Annotated in this window: 3 protein-coding genes; all 3 read right to left on the bottom strand. The window is 72.0% G+C overall.

Annotated elements, in window-relative coordinates; translation table 11 throughout:
- Positions 1–5,021 (bottom strand): non-ribosomal peptide synthetase (locus KLK06_RS58920; RefSeq protein WP_214644662.1); only part of this gene is annotated, 5,021 nt, incomplete at its 3' end.
- The gene (locus tag KLK06_RS58915) at positions 5,021–13,486 is read right to left on the bottom strand and encodes a non-ribosomal peptide synthetase (RefSeq protein WP_214644661.1); all 8,466 of its coding nucleotides are present in this window, start codon (positions 13,484–13,486) and stop codon (positions 5,021–5,023) included. The genes KLK06_RS58915 and KLK06_RS58920, both read right to left, overlap by 1 nt.
- A partial coding sequence (locus tag KLK06_RS58910; protein WP_214644660.1) for a non-ribosomal peptide synthetase occupies positions 13,483–16,365 on the bottom strand: 2,883 nt, incomplete at its 5' end. The genes KLK06_RS58910 and KLK06_RS58915, both read right to left, overlap by 4 nt.

Here is a 16,365-nt window from a genome sequence, read left to right as displayed (position 1 = left end):
GGCCCACCAACCGGCCCAGGATCCTCCACCAGCACCACCCCCACGCCCTGCGGAAGCCGATCCACCAACTCCCCGGAAGTCAGCACAGTCACCGCATCGGTATCGGTCAGCATGAACGCGATCCGATCCACCGGATAACGCGCATCAATCGGCAAATAAGCGCCACCCGCCTTGAGCACCGCCAGCACCGACACCACCAAATCGATGCCACGCTCCAGACAGATCCCCACCACCGACTCAGCCCCCACACCCCGACCGGCCAACACCCCCGCCAGCCGACTCGCACGGATGTCCAACTCAGCGTAAGAAAGTTCCACACCATTCACGGCCACAGCCACCGCATCCGGCGTCCGGCCAACCTGCGCCTCGAAGAGCCCGGCCAACGTGGCCGATACCACCTCGACGGCCGTGTCGTTCCACTCGCGCAGCAGCCGGTCCAGTGCCTCAGCACCCAGCACGCCCACGGCGCCCAGACTGATCTCCGGGCCGCCCGCCAGGCAGTCCTCCAACGCGCCGACCAGGTTCTCCGTGGCGGTGCGGACCAGCACCCCCACCTCGCCCGGGTCGATCGGCGCCACCGCGTCGATCGCCAGCGAGATCCGGTTCCCGTCGTCGTCCACCGATACCAGCAGCGGATAGTTGGTGCGCTCGCGCAGGTAGACGAGGTTGATGCCGTCGAGGCCGCCGTTCGATTCCTGCTGCTCCTGGGGCCCGCTCGTGTTGTGGCGGTAGTTGAACAGCGCGGTGAACAGCGGCAGGTCACCCGGCACGCCGCTGGCCTGCTGGGCCAGGGTGAGCGGAGCGTGTTCGTGCTCCAGCAGCCCGGCCAGCTGGCTCCGCATCGCCGACACGGCGTCCAGGACACCGAGGTCGCCGGTGCGCACGCGTACCGGCAGCGTGTTCATGTACGGGCCGGGTACCTGGTCGGATCCGGTGCCCGCGTTCATTCGGCCGAACAGGATCGTGCCGAACACGACGTCGTCGCGGCCGGACACCGCCGCCAGGACCCGCGACCAGGCCACGTGCAGCAACGTCGCCGGGCTGGCCCCGACGCGGCGAGCGACCTCCAGCAGCCGGGTGTGCAGGTCGGTGGAGAACGGCACCACCTTGCGGACCGCGTCCGCGCCGTTGCCGCGCACGTCCACCATGCCGAACGGTGCGGTCGGCTCGGTGACGTCGCCTAGCAGGTCGGCGAAGTAGCGTTCGTGCTCGGCCCGCTCGACGGCGCCGCGAGCCTGGGCCACGAAGTTCCGGAACGGCAGCGGTTGGGGCAGCATGGCGTCGCGGTGGGCGAGGATCGCGCGTACCTCTCGCAGGACGATCTCCAGCGCTGTGTGGTCGCGCACGATGTGGTGGTTGCGCACCAGCCCGAGCCAGCGGCCGGTGCCGGGCACCTGGGTGAGGTGTACGTCCATCAGCGGCGCGTGGCCCAGATCCATGACCTGGCCGACGTGGGCGACCAGGCGTTCGGCCAGAACGCCGTCACCTTGCGGGAGCGCCACCTCGCGTACCGGGAGAGTCGCCTGCCGCCAGACCACCTGGACCGGCTCGCGGAGCCCCTCCCAGACGATCGACGTGCGGTAGATGTCGTGGCGGTCGACCACCCGCTGCACCGCGTCGATGAAGGCGTCCAGGCGGTCGCGGGAGTCGAACTCCAGCACCATGGGCATCACGTACGCGTCCTCGCCACCCTCTGTCAGCAGGTGGTGGAACAGCAGACCCTCCTGGAGCGGCGCCAGGGGGTAGACGTCCGCGATGTTGGCCGCGCCGCCCTCCACCGCGGCCGCGATCCGCTCGATCTCGCCGGTGGTCAGGTCCACCAGCGGCAGCATGTCCGGCGTGATCGTGGTGGCGTCAGCCGGGATGGCGTTGGCCGGGACCTCGACCTGCTGCTCTCCCACCGAGCGGGCCAGCCCGGCCGGGGTCGGCGCCTGGAAGAACGAGCGCACCGACACCGACACACCACGGGCCTGCAACAGCGCAACCAGGCGGATCGCCAGCAGCGACTGGCCGCCCAGGGCGAAAAAGTCGTCGTCCACGCCCACCGATTCGACGCCCAGCACCTTGGCGAAGGCCGCGCACACCACCTCCTCCCGCGCATCAGCCGGCGCCCGGCCCACCCTCGCCGTCGCTCCGGGAGCGGGCAGCGCGGCCCGATCCAGCTTGCCGTTCGCCGTCAGCGGCAGCGCCTCCAGCGCCACCACCGACGGCACCATGTACTCCGGCAGCCGCTCCGCCACATATGCCCGCACCGCCTCGGGTGACATCTCACCCAACGGCACCACATAAGCCACCAGCCGCCGATCCCCCGGCCGGTCCTCCCGCACGATCACGGCCGCCCGCGCCACCTGCGGATGCGTGGCAACGGTGGCCTGCACCTCGCCCGGCTCCACCCGGAACCCGCGCACCTTCACCTGATCATCCACCCGGCCCAGGAACACCAGTTCGCCCTCAGCCGTCCACCGCACCCGATCCCCGCTGCGATACATCCGCGCACCGGGCTCGAACGGACACGCCACGAACCGCTCGCCGGTCAGGGCAGGCCGGTCGAGGTAGCCGCGCGTCACCCCGTCACCGGTGACATACAGCTCCCCGGCCACACCGATCGGCACCGGGGCCAGGTGATCGTCCAGCACGTACACCAGCGTGTTGGCCACCGGCCGGCCGATCACCGGGCCGCCCTGACCGCCGACCTGCGCCACCGCGGTATCGACCGTGCACTCGCTCGGCCCGTAGAAGTTGAAGCCCCGTATTCCGCTGCCGGCCAGCCGATCCCACAACCCGTCCGGCACCGCTTCGCCGCCCACGCCCAGCTGCTTGAGCCCGGACTCCAACAGCCCATGCTCCACCAGCACCTGCGCATACGACGGCGTCACCTCCATGAACTCCACCCCACCCGCCGCCAACCAGGCCACCAACCGCCCCGGATCCAGCCACGTCTCCCCATCCACCACATGCAACTCACGACCGGCGAACAAACCGGCCAGCTGATTCCACGACGCATCGAACGACACCGACGTCGTCAGCGCCACCCGTTCGATTCCCGCCAGCACCTGCCGCGCCGACCACTCACACAAACTCACCACCCCGCGATGCGGCACCACCACACCCTTCGGCCACCCCGTCGACCCCGACGTGTAGACCACATACGCCGCACACTCCCCGGAAACCTCCCCCAGCCGATCATTCGGCAAGGCGGCCAGCTCCGCCTCGACCGCCGGGTCATCCAGCACGACGACGGACGCCACCGCCTGTGCTGTCGCGGCCGAGGCCACCACTTCCGCCGTCTCGGCCGAGGCCAGCACCACCACCGGCGCCGCATCCGTCACCATCCAGCGCAACCGCTCCAGCGGATACGCCGGATCCAACGCCACATACGCTCCGCCCGCCTTCAACACCGCCAGCAACGCCACCACCAGATCCGCCCCACGCTCCAGGCAGACCCCCACCACCGATTCGGCCGCCACACCCCGCGCCACCAGTAACCGCGCCAGCCGATTCGCCCGCTCATCCACCTCCGCGAACGACAACCGCGCTCCACCGGCCACCACCGCCACCGCCTGAGGCGCACGCGCCACCTGCGCCTCGAACAACTCCACCAACGACCCAGCCCTCACCTCGGCCGACGTGTCGTTCCAGTCGCCCAGCAGCCGACGCTCGACCTCATCGAGCACCTCGACATCGCTCAACCGCGTACTCGGCTCACCGGTCACCGCATCCAATACCCGCACCAACCGCCCGACCAGCACCTCCACCGACCCGCGATCGAACACATCCGTCGCCGCCACCACCGACCCCCGCAGCCCCCCAGCGACGCCACTCGCGCCGAACACCTCACCCAAGGTGAAGTCCAGGTCGAACTTGGCCGCCGACATCTCCGTCGTGACCACCGCGGACACCGCACGGGACGGCCCGCCGGCCCTGGCTCCCGGCAGTTCCAGCACCGCCTCGCTGTGGTTCTGGACCTTGAACATCACCTGGAACAGCGGATGCCGGGCCATCGACCGCGACGGCGCCAGCTCCTCCACGAGCCGGTCGAACGGCAGCTCCTGATGCGCGAACGCGGTCCACCCGGTCTGCCGGACGCGGGAGAGGACTTCGGTGAAGGTGGGGTCGCCGGACAGGTCCGTACGCAGGACGACGTTGTTGACGAAGAACCCGACCAGGTCGTCCAGGGCGACGTCGGTACGACCGGCCACCGTCGTACCGACGGGAACGTCCGTGCCCGCGCCCAGCCGCGACAGCAACACGACCAGCGCGGCCTGCAACACCATGAACGTGGTCACGCCTTCGGCGCGCGCCAGTTCGACGACCCGCGCGTGCACCTCGGCCGGCACCTCGATCGGCACCGTGTGCCCGCGATGCGAGGCCACCGCGGGTCGGGGCCGGTCGTAGGGCAGGTCGAGCTCGTCCGGGATGCCGGCCAGGGCGCCGCGCCAGTAAGCCAGCTGAGTGGAGATGAGGCTGTCCGGGTCCTTCTCGTCGCCGAGCAGTTCGCGCTGCCAGAGCGTGTAGTCGGCGTACTGCACCGGCAACGGCTCCCACGCCGGGGCCCGCCCCGCGCACCGCGCGGCATACGCCACCGACACGTCCCGCGCCAGCGGCCTCATCGACCAGCCGTCGCCGGCGATGTGATGGACGACGACCACCAGCACCCGCTCATCCGCCCCGGCCTCGAACAACCAGGCCCGGATCGGCATCTCCGACGACAGGTCGAAGGCGTGCGCCGCCGCCTCGGCCACCGCCGCGGGCAGCCGGGCAGGGGCGACCTCGGTCACCGTCAGCTCCCAGGCCAGCTCATCGGCCGCCACGATGTGCTGATAGGGCTCACCTTCCACGTCTGGGAAGGTCGTACGCAGCACCTCGTGCCGCCCGATCACATCCCGCAGCGCCAGACCCAGCGCCTCGGCATCGACCTCGCCCGAGAGCGACAGCACGACCGGCATGTTGTAGGTGGCGCTCGGCCCTTCCGACTGGGCGACGAACCACAACCGGCGCTGCGCGAACGACAACGGAATCATCAGGACTCCTTCTGGGTACGCATGGGCCGCAACGCCGGCCTCGCTGATTTGAGATCACCAAGCTGCCGGGCAAGTCCTGCGACCGTCGGCGCCTCCAACAGGACCTTCAACGGCACTTCCACACCGAGCACCGCCCGGATCTGGCTGACCAATCGCACCGCCAGCAGCGAATGGCCGCCGAGGGCGAAGAAGTCGTCATCCACGCCGACGCCTTCCAGCCGGAGGACGTGCGCGAACGCCGCACACAGGAGCTCCTCTTCGCGGGTGGCCGGGGCCCGGCTGGGAGTGATGGCGTATTCGGGGGCGGGCAGGGCTCCGCGGTCAAGCTTGCCGTTGACGGTCACCGGCAGCTCGTCGAGTACGACCACCGCCGAGGGCACCATGTACTCCGGCAACCGCGCGGCGGCGAACTCCCGTACGACATCGACCGAAATTTCGCCCGATAGCACCACATAGGCCACCAGCCGCACGTCCCCCGGCACGTCCTCGCGCGCGATGACCGCGACCTGACCGACCCCAGGACAGGCCGCCAGCACTGAGCTGACCTCGCCCGGCTCCACCCGGAAGCCGCGGATCTTCACCTGGTCGTCCACCCGCCCGGCGAAGATCAGCTCACCGTCGGCTGACCAGGACACCCGGTCGCCGGTCCGATACATGCGCCCACCGGCCTCGAACGGACAGGCCACGAACCGCTCCGCGGTCAGCCCGGCCCGCCCGGCGTACCCGCGCGCGAGCTGCACCCCGGCCAGATAAAGCTCGCCCACCACGCCCGGCGGCGCCGGAGACAGGAACTCATCCAGCACGAAGACCCGGGTATTGGCCACCGGCCGGCCGATCGGCACCGAAGCCCCGTCCCAATCCGGTGTGCACCGCCAAGCGGTCACGTCGATGGACGCCTCGGTCGGGCCGTAGTAGTTCTCCAGGCCCACCCCGTCCAGGACCTCGAAAAAGCGCCGCATCACATGCACCGGCAGGGCCTCACCAGAGCACACCACCCACCGCAGACCGCCACACGAGGCGGCGGCGGGCTCGGCCAGGAACGCCTCCAACATCGACGGCACAAAATGCGCCACCCGCACGTGCTCCGCCTCAATCAGCCCAGCCAGATAGGAGGCGTCCCGCTGACCACCCGGCCGCGCCAACACCAGCACCCCGCCCTGCGTCAGAGGCCAGAAGAACTCCCACACCGACACGTCGAACCCGAACGACGTCTTCTGCAACACCCCCTCACCCAGCACCAACCCCAAGCGTTCCTGCATCCAGGCCAGCCGATTCACCACCCCTGAATGCGACACCACCACACCCTTCGGCCGCCCCGTCGAACCCGAGGTGAAAATGACATACGCCGCACTGTCGGCCGACACCGCACCCAGCCGCCCACCAGGCAACCCCGCCGCCACCGCCGGGTCATCCAAGTCAACGACCTGCACCCCCTCCAGCAGCCCCGGCCTGACGCCACCCCCAGTGATCAGCCACCGCGCCCCCGCATCCCCCAACACCACCGCCACCCGCTCAACCGGATACTCCGGATCCACCGGCAGATACGCGGCCCCCGCCTTCAACACCCCCAGCAACGCCACAACCAGATCCACCCCACGCTCCAAACACACCCCCACCACCGACTCCGCCACCACCCCACGCGCCACCAACAACCGCGCCAACCGATTCGCCCGCCCATCCAACTCCGCAAACGACACCCGCTCCCCACCCGGCCCCACCACCGCCACCGCCCCAGGCGACCGCCCCACCTGCGCCTCGAACAACCCCACCAACGACCCCGACGACACCTCACCAGCCGTGTCGTTCCACTCCTCCACCACCAAACGCCGCTCCCCAGCCCCGACCACCTCCACCGCACCCAGCCGAACCTGAGGATCCGCACTCACCACCCCCAGAACCCGCACCAACCGGTCGACCAGCGCCTCCACCGACCCTCGATCAAACAGATCGGCCGCGGCCACCAACGACCCCCGCACCCCGGCCGGCGCCCCCGAGGGGTCCATGACCTCCGCCAGTCCCAGTTCCAGGTCGAACTTGGCCGCCGCCTCCACCGGCATCCCCGCAGCCGACACCTCCGGCAGCTCCAGCACCGCCTGACCGGTGTTCTGCACGGTCAGCATCACCTGAAACAGCGGGTGCCGGGCCATCGACCGCGCCGGCGCCAGCTCCTCCACCAGCCGCTCGAACGGCACATCCTGATGCTCGAAAGCCGCCAGGCTCGCTTCCCGCACCCGCCTCAGCAGCTCGTGGAACGTGGGATTCCCGGACAGGTCGGTCCGCAACACCAGCGTGCTGACGAAGAACCCGACCAGATCCTCCAACGCCTCATCGGTCCGCCCCGCATGAGCCGCCCCGATCGGAATGTCACTCCCCGCCCCCAGCCGCGACAACAACACCGCCAACGCGGCCTGAACCACCATGAACGTGGTCACACCCTCCGCCCGCGCCAGCCCCACCAGCCGCGCATGCACCTCGGCCGGCACCTCCACCGGCACCGTCACCCCCCGATGGGACGCCACCGCCGGACGCGGCCGATCAACCGGCAACACCAACTCCTCCGGCGCCCCCGCAAGCCTCTCCCGCCAGTACGCCACCTGCCGCGAGACCACACTCCCCGCATCCCGCTCATCCCCCAGCAGCTCCCGCTGCCACAACGCGTAATCGGCGTACTGCACCGGCAACGGCTCCCACGCCGGAGCCGCACCCGCGCACCGCGCACCGTAAGCCACCGACACATCCCGCGCCAGCGGCCCCATCGACCACCCATCACCCGCGATGTGGTGAACGACGACCACCAGCACATGCGCATCCGTGGCCGTCGAGAACAACCACGCCCGCACCGGCACCTCGGCCGACAGATCGAAGGCGTACCGGCAGGCCTCGGCCACCGCCTCACCGAGGTCCGCGGCCGCGCTCACGGACAGCTCCCAGTCCAGGTCCGCGAAGGGCACCACCCGCTGGTAGGGCTCCCCGTCCACCTCGGGGAACACCGTCCGCAGTACCTCGTGCCGCTCGATCACGTCCCGCAGCGCCGCACCCAGGGCCTCGGCATCGACGCCGCCCGCGAGCCGCAGGACCACTGGGATGTTGTACGTGGGACTCGGCCCCTCCAAGCGGCCGAGGAACCACACCCGCCGCTGCGCGAACGACAACGGCACCCGCTCCGGCCGAGGCTCCACGGCCCGCACGCCCCGCCGCGCCACCCCGGCGCTCCCCAGCCGACCGGCCAGCCCGGCCACCGTCGATGCCTGGAACAGCAGTCGCAGCGGCACTTCGACGCCCAGCACCGTACGAACCCGGCTGATCAGCCGCACCGCCAGCAGCGAATGCCCGCCCAGCGTGAAGAAGTCGTCGTCCACGCCCACCTCGGGCAGCCCGAGCACCTCGGCGAACACGCCGCAGAGCAGCTCTTCGTGCAGGGTGGCCGGGGCGCGGCGGTCGCCGGCCGGTTGCTGGTCCGGGGCGGGCAGGGCCTTGCGGTCCACCTTGCCGTTGGCCGTCAGGGGCAGCGCCTCGAGCACCATCACCAGCGACGGCACCATGTACGCGGGCAGGTCCCTGGCCACGTGCTCGCGGACGGCCGCGCCGTCCGGCTGGTGACCGGGCACCGGTACGACGTACCCGACCAGGCGAGGGCCGCCGCCCGCGTCCTCGCGTACGGCCACCGCCGCGCGTGCCACCTGCTGGTGGCGTTCGAGCACGGACTCGATCTCGCCCAGCTCGATGCGGAACCCGCGGATCTTGACCTGGTCGTCGGTACGCCCCAGGCATTCGAGGGTGCCGTCGGCCCGCCAGCGCGCCAGGTCACCCGTCCGGTACATGCGTTCGCCGTCCGGCCCGTAGGGGGCGGCCACGAAACGTTCCGCCGTCAGGCCGGGCCGGCGCAGGTAGCCGCGGGCGAGCTGGGCGCCCGCCAGGTACAGCTCGCCGGCGACGCCGGCCGCCACGGGGCGCAGGTCCCGGTCCAGTACGTAGGCGCGGGTGTTGGCGAACGGCCGCCCGATCGTCACCGGCCCGTCCGCCACCTGGGCCGACGTCGCCCAGATGGTGGCCTCGGTGGGCCCGTACAGGTTCTCGGCCCGCGCCCCCATGGCCGTGATGCGCGCGGCCAGTTCCCCGGGCAGCGCCTCGCCACCGACGAGCATCCGCACGCCGCGGGGCCAGTCGCCGGTGTCGAGCAGCGCCCGCCACAGGGAGGGCACCGCCTGCATGGCCGTCGCGCCGCTGCCGCGTACCAGGTCGAGCAGGGCGGCCGGCTCGCGTACGGTCTCCTTGGGCGCGAGCACCACCCGGGCGCCGGCCACGAGCGGCAGGAACAGTTCCAGCGCCGCGATGTCGAAGGACACCGTGGTGACCGCGACCAGCCGGTCGTCCGCGCTGAGCGGCACCCGTTCGGCGGCGGCCCGCAGGTGGTTGGCCAGCGCCCGATGGGTGATCACGACGCCCTTGGGCCGGCCGGTCGAGCCGGAGGTGTAGATCACGTACGCCGGGTTGTCCGGCGAACGGGCGCCTGCGAAGGCGGCCGAAGGAGGGGCGGGCCGGGGGGTGCCGTCCAGGACGAGGGCCGGGGCGGGCGACGGCGGCAGGAGCGCGGCGACGCCGGGTGAGGCGAGGATGACGGCCGGGGCGGCGTCGCGCAGCATGTAGCCGATCCGCTCGGCCGGGTACTCGGGATCAACCGGCAGGTACGCCCCTCCGGCCTTGAGCACGGCGAGCAGGGCGACGACCAGTTCGGCGTCCCGTTCCATGACCACCGCGACCACCGACTCGGGGCCGACGCCCCGATCGCGCAGCTCGCATGCGAGCCCGTCGGCACGCCGGTTCAGCTCGGCGTAGGTCAGCTCCACGCCGCCCGAGGCCACGGCGATCGCGCCGGGTGTGGTGGCCGCCTGGGCCTCGAACAACTCCGGCAGCGTCGCGTCCGGTATGCCGGCCGCCGTGGCGTTCCATTCGCGCAGGACCCGGTGCAGCTCGCTCTCGTCGAGTGCGTCGATGCCGCGCAGCGGCAGGTCGGGGCCGCCGTTGAGGGCGTCTTCCAGTGCGGCGGCCAGGTTCTCCGCGGCGGTGCGTACGAGCCTGCCGACGGCCGCCGGGTCGATGGGCGCCACCGCGTCCACGGTCAGCGCGAGCCCGTCGCCGTCGTCCTCGACCGCGACGCCGAGCGGGTAGTTGGTGCGCTCCCGGGCGAGCAGCAACCGGATGCCGTCCGGGCCGCCGCCCTCTCCCTCGCCGCGCCGGGTGTTGTGGCGGTAGTTGAGGAACGAGGTGAACAGGGGGGTCTCCGGTGGTACGCCGCTGGCCTGCTGGGCGAGCGAGAGAGAGGCGTGCTCGTACTCCAGGAGCCGGGCGAGCTGGCCGCGCAGTTCCGACACGGCTTGGAGCACGGTCAGCTCGTGGGTGCGCACGCGTACCGGCAGGGTGTTGATGTACGGGCCCGGGACCTGGCCGGAGCCGGTGCCGGCGTGCATGCGCCCGAACAGCACCGTCCCGAACACCACGTCGTCGCGGCCGGACACCGCGGCCACCACGCGGGCCCAGGCCACGTGCATGAGTGTCGCAGTGCTGACGCCCAGCCGTTTGGCGACCGCGCGCAACCGCCGCTGCGACTGCTCGGAGAACGCCACGGCCCGGCGTACGACGTCGTCTCCGTCGCCGCGCGCGTCCACCAGGCCGAACGGCGTGGTCGGCTCGGTGACGTCGCCGATCAGTTCGGCGAAGTGGCGTTCGTGCGCGGCACGGTCCGCGGCGTCGCGGGCCTGGGCCACGAAGTCGCGGAACGGCCGGGGCTCGGCGAGTTGGTCGCCGCGTCCCGAGAGGATCGCCAGGATCTCGGCGAGCAGCACCTCCAGCGCCATGTGGTCCTGGACCATGTGGTGCACCCTGGCCAGCGCCAGCCACCGGCCGCCGGGCGCGGCGGTGGTGTGCACGTCGATCATGGGCGCACGGCCGACGTCCAGTTTCTGCCAGGCGTGGGCCACCAGCCGCTCGGCCAGATCACCGTCCTGCTCCGGTAGCTCCACCTCGCGCACGGGAAGTGTCGCCTGGCGCCAGACGACCTGGACCGGTTCGCGGAGCCCCGCCCAGACGATGGACGTGCGGTAGATGTCGTGACGGTCGATCACCCGCTGCAACGCGCCGAGGAAGGCGTCGAGCCGATCGCGGGTGTCGAACTCCAGCACGGTCGGCATCACGTAGGCGTCCCGGCCGCCGTCCTCCGCCAGCAGGTGGTGGAAGAGCAGCCCCTCCTGGAGCGGCGCGAGCGGGTAGACGTCGGCGATGTTGGCCGCGCCGCCCTCGACGGTGGCCACGACACGGTCGATCTCGTCGGCGGTCAGGTCCACCAGGGGCAGCATGCCGGGGGTGATCCGGGTGGCGCCGTCGGGGATCAGGTTGGCGGGCACCGGCGCCTGGTCCACACCCGCTGTGGCGGCCAGGCCGGCCGGGGTCGGGGTTTCGAAGAGGGCGCGTACCGGCACGTCGAGGCCCTGGGCGCGCAGCCGTTCCGCCAGGCGGATGGCCAGCAGCGAGTGGCCGCCGAGCGCGAAGAAGTCGTCCTCGGCGCCGACCGACTCCAGGCCGAGGACGTCGGCGAATGCGGCGCACACCAGTTCCTCGCGTGGGTCGGCCGGGCCGCGGCCGGTGGCGGCGAGCGCGGTGAGGTCGGGCAGCGGCAGGTTCTTGGTGTCGATCTTGCCGTTTGGCGTCAGCGGGAGCTCGTCGAGCGTCACCAGCGCCGCGGGGACCATCGACGCGGGCAGGTGACGGCGGATGAACTCCTTCAGCTCGGCCGCGTCGATGACGGCCCCGGGCGCCGGTACGACGTAGGCGACGAGCCGCCGGTCGGCCGCGGGCGTCTCCTCGCGGGGCGCGGCCACGACGACGAGCTCACCGGAGGCCGTCCACTTGGCGCGGTGGACGGTGCGGTACAGCAGGGTCCCGTCGGAGGCGAACGGGTTGGCCACGAACCGCTCCGGCTGTTGCCCGTCGGCGGCCACGTACAGGTGGCCGGTGACGCCGATCGGGGTGGGGGTGAGATGCTCGTCCAGCACGTACGCGCGCGTGGCCAGGGGCCGCATGTCGTCGGGCACCGGGACCGCCGCCGAGGCGACCTTGGTCCACTCCACCAGGACGCGCCGCCGTTCGGCGGGACCGAGCACGTCCACCGCGCTCAGGCGCGTGCCCGGGTCTGCGGTCACCTGCTCCAGCACCCGCGTCAGCCGGCCGGCGAGCGCCGTGACGCTCTCCTGGTCGAACACGTCGGCGGCGGCGGTGACCACACCGCGCATCCCCGCCGGCGCGCCGGCGGTGTCGAAGACCTCGCCGAACACCACCTCGAGATCGAACTTCGCCCCCAGCGCCCCCGAAGCGCCGTCCCCGGCGGGCCCGTCCGCGACGGTCCTGGCGGCGTTCTGCAGGGTGAGCATCACCTGGAACAGCGGGTGCCGCGCCAGCGACCGCGCGGGCGCGAGCTCCTCGACGACCTTCTCGAACGGCACGTCCTGATGCTGGTACGCGGCCACGTCCGTCTTCCGCACCCGCGCGAGCACCTCGGCGAACGTGGGATCCCCTGAGGTGTCCGTACGCAGGACCAGGGTGTTGACGAAGAATCCGACCAGCTCGTCCAGGGCCTCGTCGGTACGGCCGGCGACGTCCGTGCCGATCGGCAGGTCAGTGCCCGCGCCCAGCCGCGACAACAGCACCGCCAGCGCGGCCTGCAGCACCATGAACGTGGTCACGCCCTCGGCCCGCGCCACCACCGCCAGCCGCGCGTGCACTTCGGCCGGGATCTCCATCCGTTCGCTGAGCCCCCGGTACGAGGCCACCGGCGGGCGAGGCCGGTCGAACGGCAGGGTCAGCTCCACCGGTGCGCCCAGCAGCCGGGTCCGCCAGTAGGCGAGCTGGCGGGACATGACGCTGTCCGGGTCGCTTTCGTCGCCGAGCAGCTTGCGCTGCCACATCGTGTAGTCGCCGTACTGGACCGGCAGCGGCTCCCACTCCGGCGCCCCGCCCGCGCACCTGGCGGCGTAGGCCACGGAGACGTCCCTGGTCAGCGGCCCCATCGACCAGGCGTCGCCCGCGATGTGGTGCAGCACCACGGTGAGCGCCTGCCGGCCGTCGCCGGCCCGGAACAGCCAGGCCCGGATGGGGATCTCGCGCGCCAGGTCGAACGCGTACGCGCCGGCCGCCGCCACCGCGTCGTCCAGGTCCGCCACGTCGGCGACCCGCAGCTCCCACGCCAGCTCGCCGAGCGGGACGACGTGCTGGTACGGCTCCCCGTCCACGGTTGCGACCACCGTGCGCAGCGCCTCGTGCCGCCCGATCACGTCCAGGAGGGCGGCGTCGAGCGCGGCGGCGTCCACCTGGCCCGGCAGCGTACGCACGATGGGGATGTTGTAGGTCGCGCTCGGGCCTTCGAGCTGCCCGATGAACCACAACCGGCGCTGCGCGAACGACAACGGGATCATTCGGTCTCCTCCCCGGCGCCCAGGGGCCGCAACACGGGCCGCCGGGATCTCTCGTCGCCCAGCCGCCGGGCCAGCCCCGCCGGGGTGGGCGCGTCGAACAGCGCCGCCAGGTCGGCTTCGACGTCCAGGACGGTCCTGATCCGGCTCATCAGCCGCACGGCGAGCAGCGAATGGCCGCCGAGCGCGAAGAAGTCGTCGTCGACACCGACCCTCTCCAGCCCGAGCACCTGGGCGAACGCCTCACACAGCCGCTCTTCCCTGGCGTCGGCGGGGGCGCGGCCGGCGCCTGCCGTGTACTGGGGCGCGGGCAGCGCCTTGCGGTCGAGCTTGCCGTTGACAGTCAGGGGCAACGCGTCGAGCACGACCACGGCGGCCGGCACCATGTGCCCGGGCAGCCGCTCGGCCGCGAAGCGCCGCACCCCCTCGGGCAGCGCACTGCCGGAGAGCGTGTCGGCAGCGGTGGCCCGGGTGTCCGCGGCCGTCACGTAGGCGACCAGGCGTATGTCGCCCGGGGCGTCCTCGCGGGCGATCACGGCCGCCTGCCCGACCTGCGGGCACCCGGCCAGCACCGCCTGCACCTCGCCCGGCTCGATCCGGAACCCGCGGATCTTCACCTGGTCGTCGGCCCGCCCGGCGAAGACGAGGTGGCCGTCGGTGGTCCACCGTGCCCGGTCGCCGGTCCGGTACATGCGCCGGCCCGGCTCGAACGGGGAGGCCACGAACCGGCTCGCGGTCAGCGCCGGCTGTCCCAGGTAGCCGCGGGCGAGTTGGCCGCCGGACACGTACACCTCGCCGACGCTTCCGGTGGGCACCGGGCGCAACCCTTCGTCCAGCACGTACATGCTGAGCCCGGGAAGCCCGCGCCCGATCACGCTGCCCGGCGCGTCGCCGGACGGACGCAGCTCATGGAAGGTGACGTGGACGGTGGTCTCGGTGATGCCGTACATGTTCACCAGGCGCACGCCGTCGCCGTGGCGTTCCCACCAGCCGCTCAGCCGCGCGGGGTCCAGCGCCTCGCCACCGAACACGACGGCGCGTACCGAGGCGACCGCTTCGGGCCGGTGTTCCTCGACGGCCATGAGCTGGTAGAACGCCGACGGCGTCTGGCTGAGCATGGTGACGCGCTCGCGTTCGAGGAGGGCGAGGAACTGCTCCGGCGACCGGGACACCTCGTACGGCACCACCACGACACGCCCGCCGTGCAGCAACGCGCCCAACAGCTCCCACACCGAGAAGTCGAACGCGAACGAGTGGAACCAGCTCCACACGTCGTCAGGCCCGAACCCGAACAGCGGCCGCGTCTGCGCGAACAGGCCGGTGACGTTCGCGTGAGTGACCGCTACCCCCTTGGGACGGCCGGTGGAGCCGGAGGTGTAGATCACGTACGCGGGATGCTCCAGATCGAGCACCTGCCGCTCCGCCGCGACCGGCGCGCCGGACCCGGCGAGGTCCTGCACGGCCAGCCACGGCACGCCGTCCGGCAGACGGCCGCTCAGATCGGCCGAGCTGAGGACGTGACAGGCTCGCGCGTCGGCCAGCGCGTACGCGATCCGCTCCACCGGGTACGCCGGATCCAGCGGCAGATACGCCCCACCGGCCTTGAGCACGCCGAGCGCGGCGACCACCAGGTCGATCCCCCGTTCCAGGCAGACGCCGACCACCGACTCGGGTCCGACACCCCGCCGGATCAGCAGCCTGGCCAGCCGGTTGGCGCGGGCGTCGAGGTCCGCGTACGTCACGGTGACACCGCCGGCCACGAGGGCGACCGCGTCCGGGGTGCGTACGGCCTGAGCCTCGAACAGCTCGGGTAAGGTGGCCGGCTCGGCCGGGACCGGGGCGGTGTTCCACTCGGTGAGCAGGCGGTGCCGCTCGTCCGGTTCGAGCAGTTCGACAGAGCCTGGCCGGGCCTGGGTGTCGTCGAGGAGGAGGCCGAGCAGCCGGGTGAACCGGGCCGCGATGCGGGTGACCGAGGCCGGATCGAACAGGTCGGCGGCGCCGATCAGCGAGCCGCGCACACCCGCGGGGCCGCCATCGGGGCCGAAGGTCTCCATCAGGCGCACGTCCAGGTCGAACTTCGCGGCCGGCACGCCGGCCGCCATCTCACCGCTCCGCACGCCGGGCAGCTCCAGAGCGGCCTCGCCGGTGTTCTGCAGCGTCAGCATCACCTGGACGAGGGGGTGCCGGGCGCGTGACCGGGCCGGCGCCAGCTCCTCGACGAGCCGTTCGAACGGTACGTCCTGGTGGGCGAGGGCCTGCAGGCTGGTCTGGCGTACCCGGGCGAGCAGTTCCTTGAACGTGGGGTCGTCCGACAGGTCGGTGCGCAGCACGAGCGTGTTGACGAAGAACCCGACCAGATCGTCCAGGGCCTCATCGGTGCGGCCGGCGTTGGCCGTGCCGATGGGGATGTCGGTTCCGGCGCCCAGCCGTGACAGCAGCACCGCCAGCGCGGCCTGGACCACCATGAATGTGGTGACGCCCTCGGCCTGCGCCACCTCCGCCAGGCGGGCGTGCATGTGCGTGGGGATCTCGATCGGCGCGCTGTACCCACGGTGCGAGGCCAGCGGCGGGCGGGCCCGGTCGGCGGGCAGCGCCAGCTCCTCCGGCGCCCCAGCCAAGGTCTCCCGCCAGTAGGCGACCTGCCGCGAGATCACGCTGTCCGGATCCTGGTCGTCCCCCAGCAGTTCGCGCTGCCACAGGGCGTAGTCGGCGTACTGGACGGGCAGCGGCTCCCACCGCGGCGCGTCGCCCGCGCGGCGCGCCGCGTAGGCGGCGGAGACGTCCTTGGCCAGCGGTGCCCGTGACCAGCCGTCACTGGCGATGTGGTGAATCACCACCACCAACACCCGCTCATCGATCAACCACGCCCGGATCGGCACCTC

Origin of the sequence: Nonomuraea sp. NEAU-A123, from assembly GCF_018603905.1 — a bacterium.
Lineage (GTDB): Bacteria > Actinomycetota > Actinomycetes > Streptosporangiales > Streptosporangiaceae > Nonomuraea.
The sequence above is the reverse complement of the archived record's forward strand: the minus strand, read 5'-3'. Positions and strand labels throughout refer to the sequence as shown.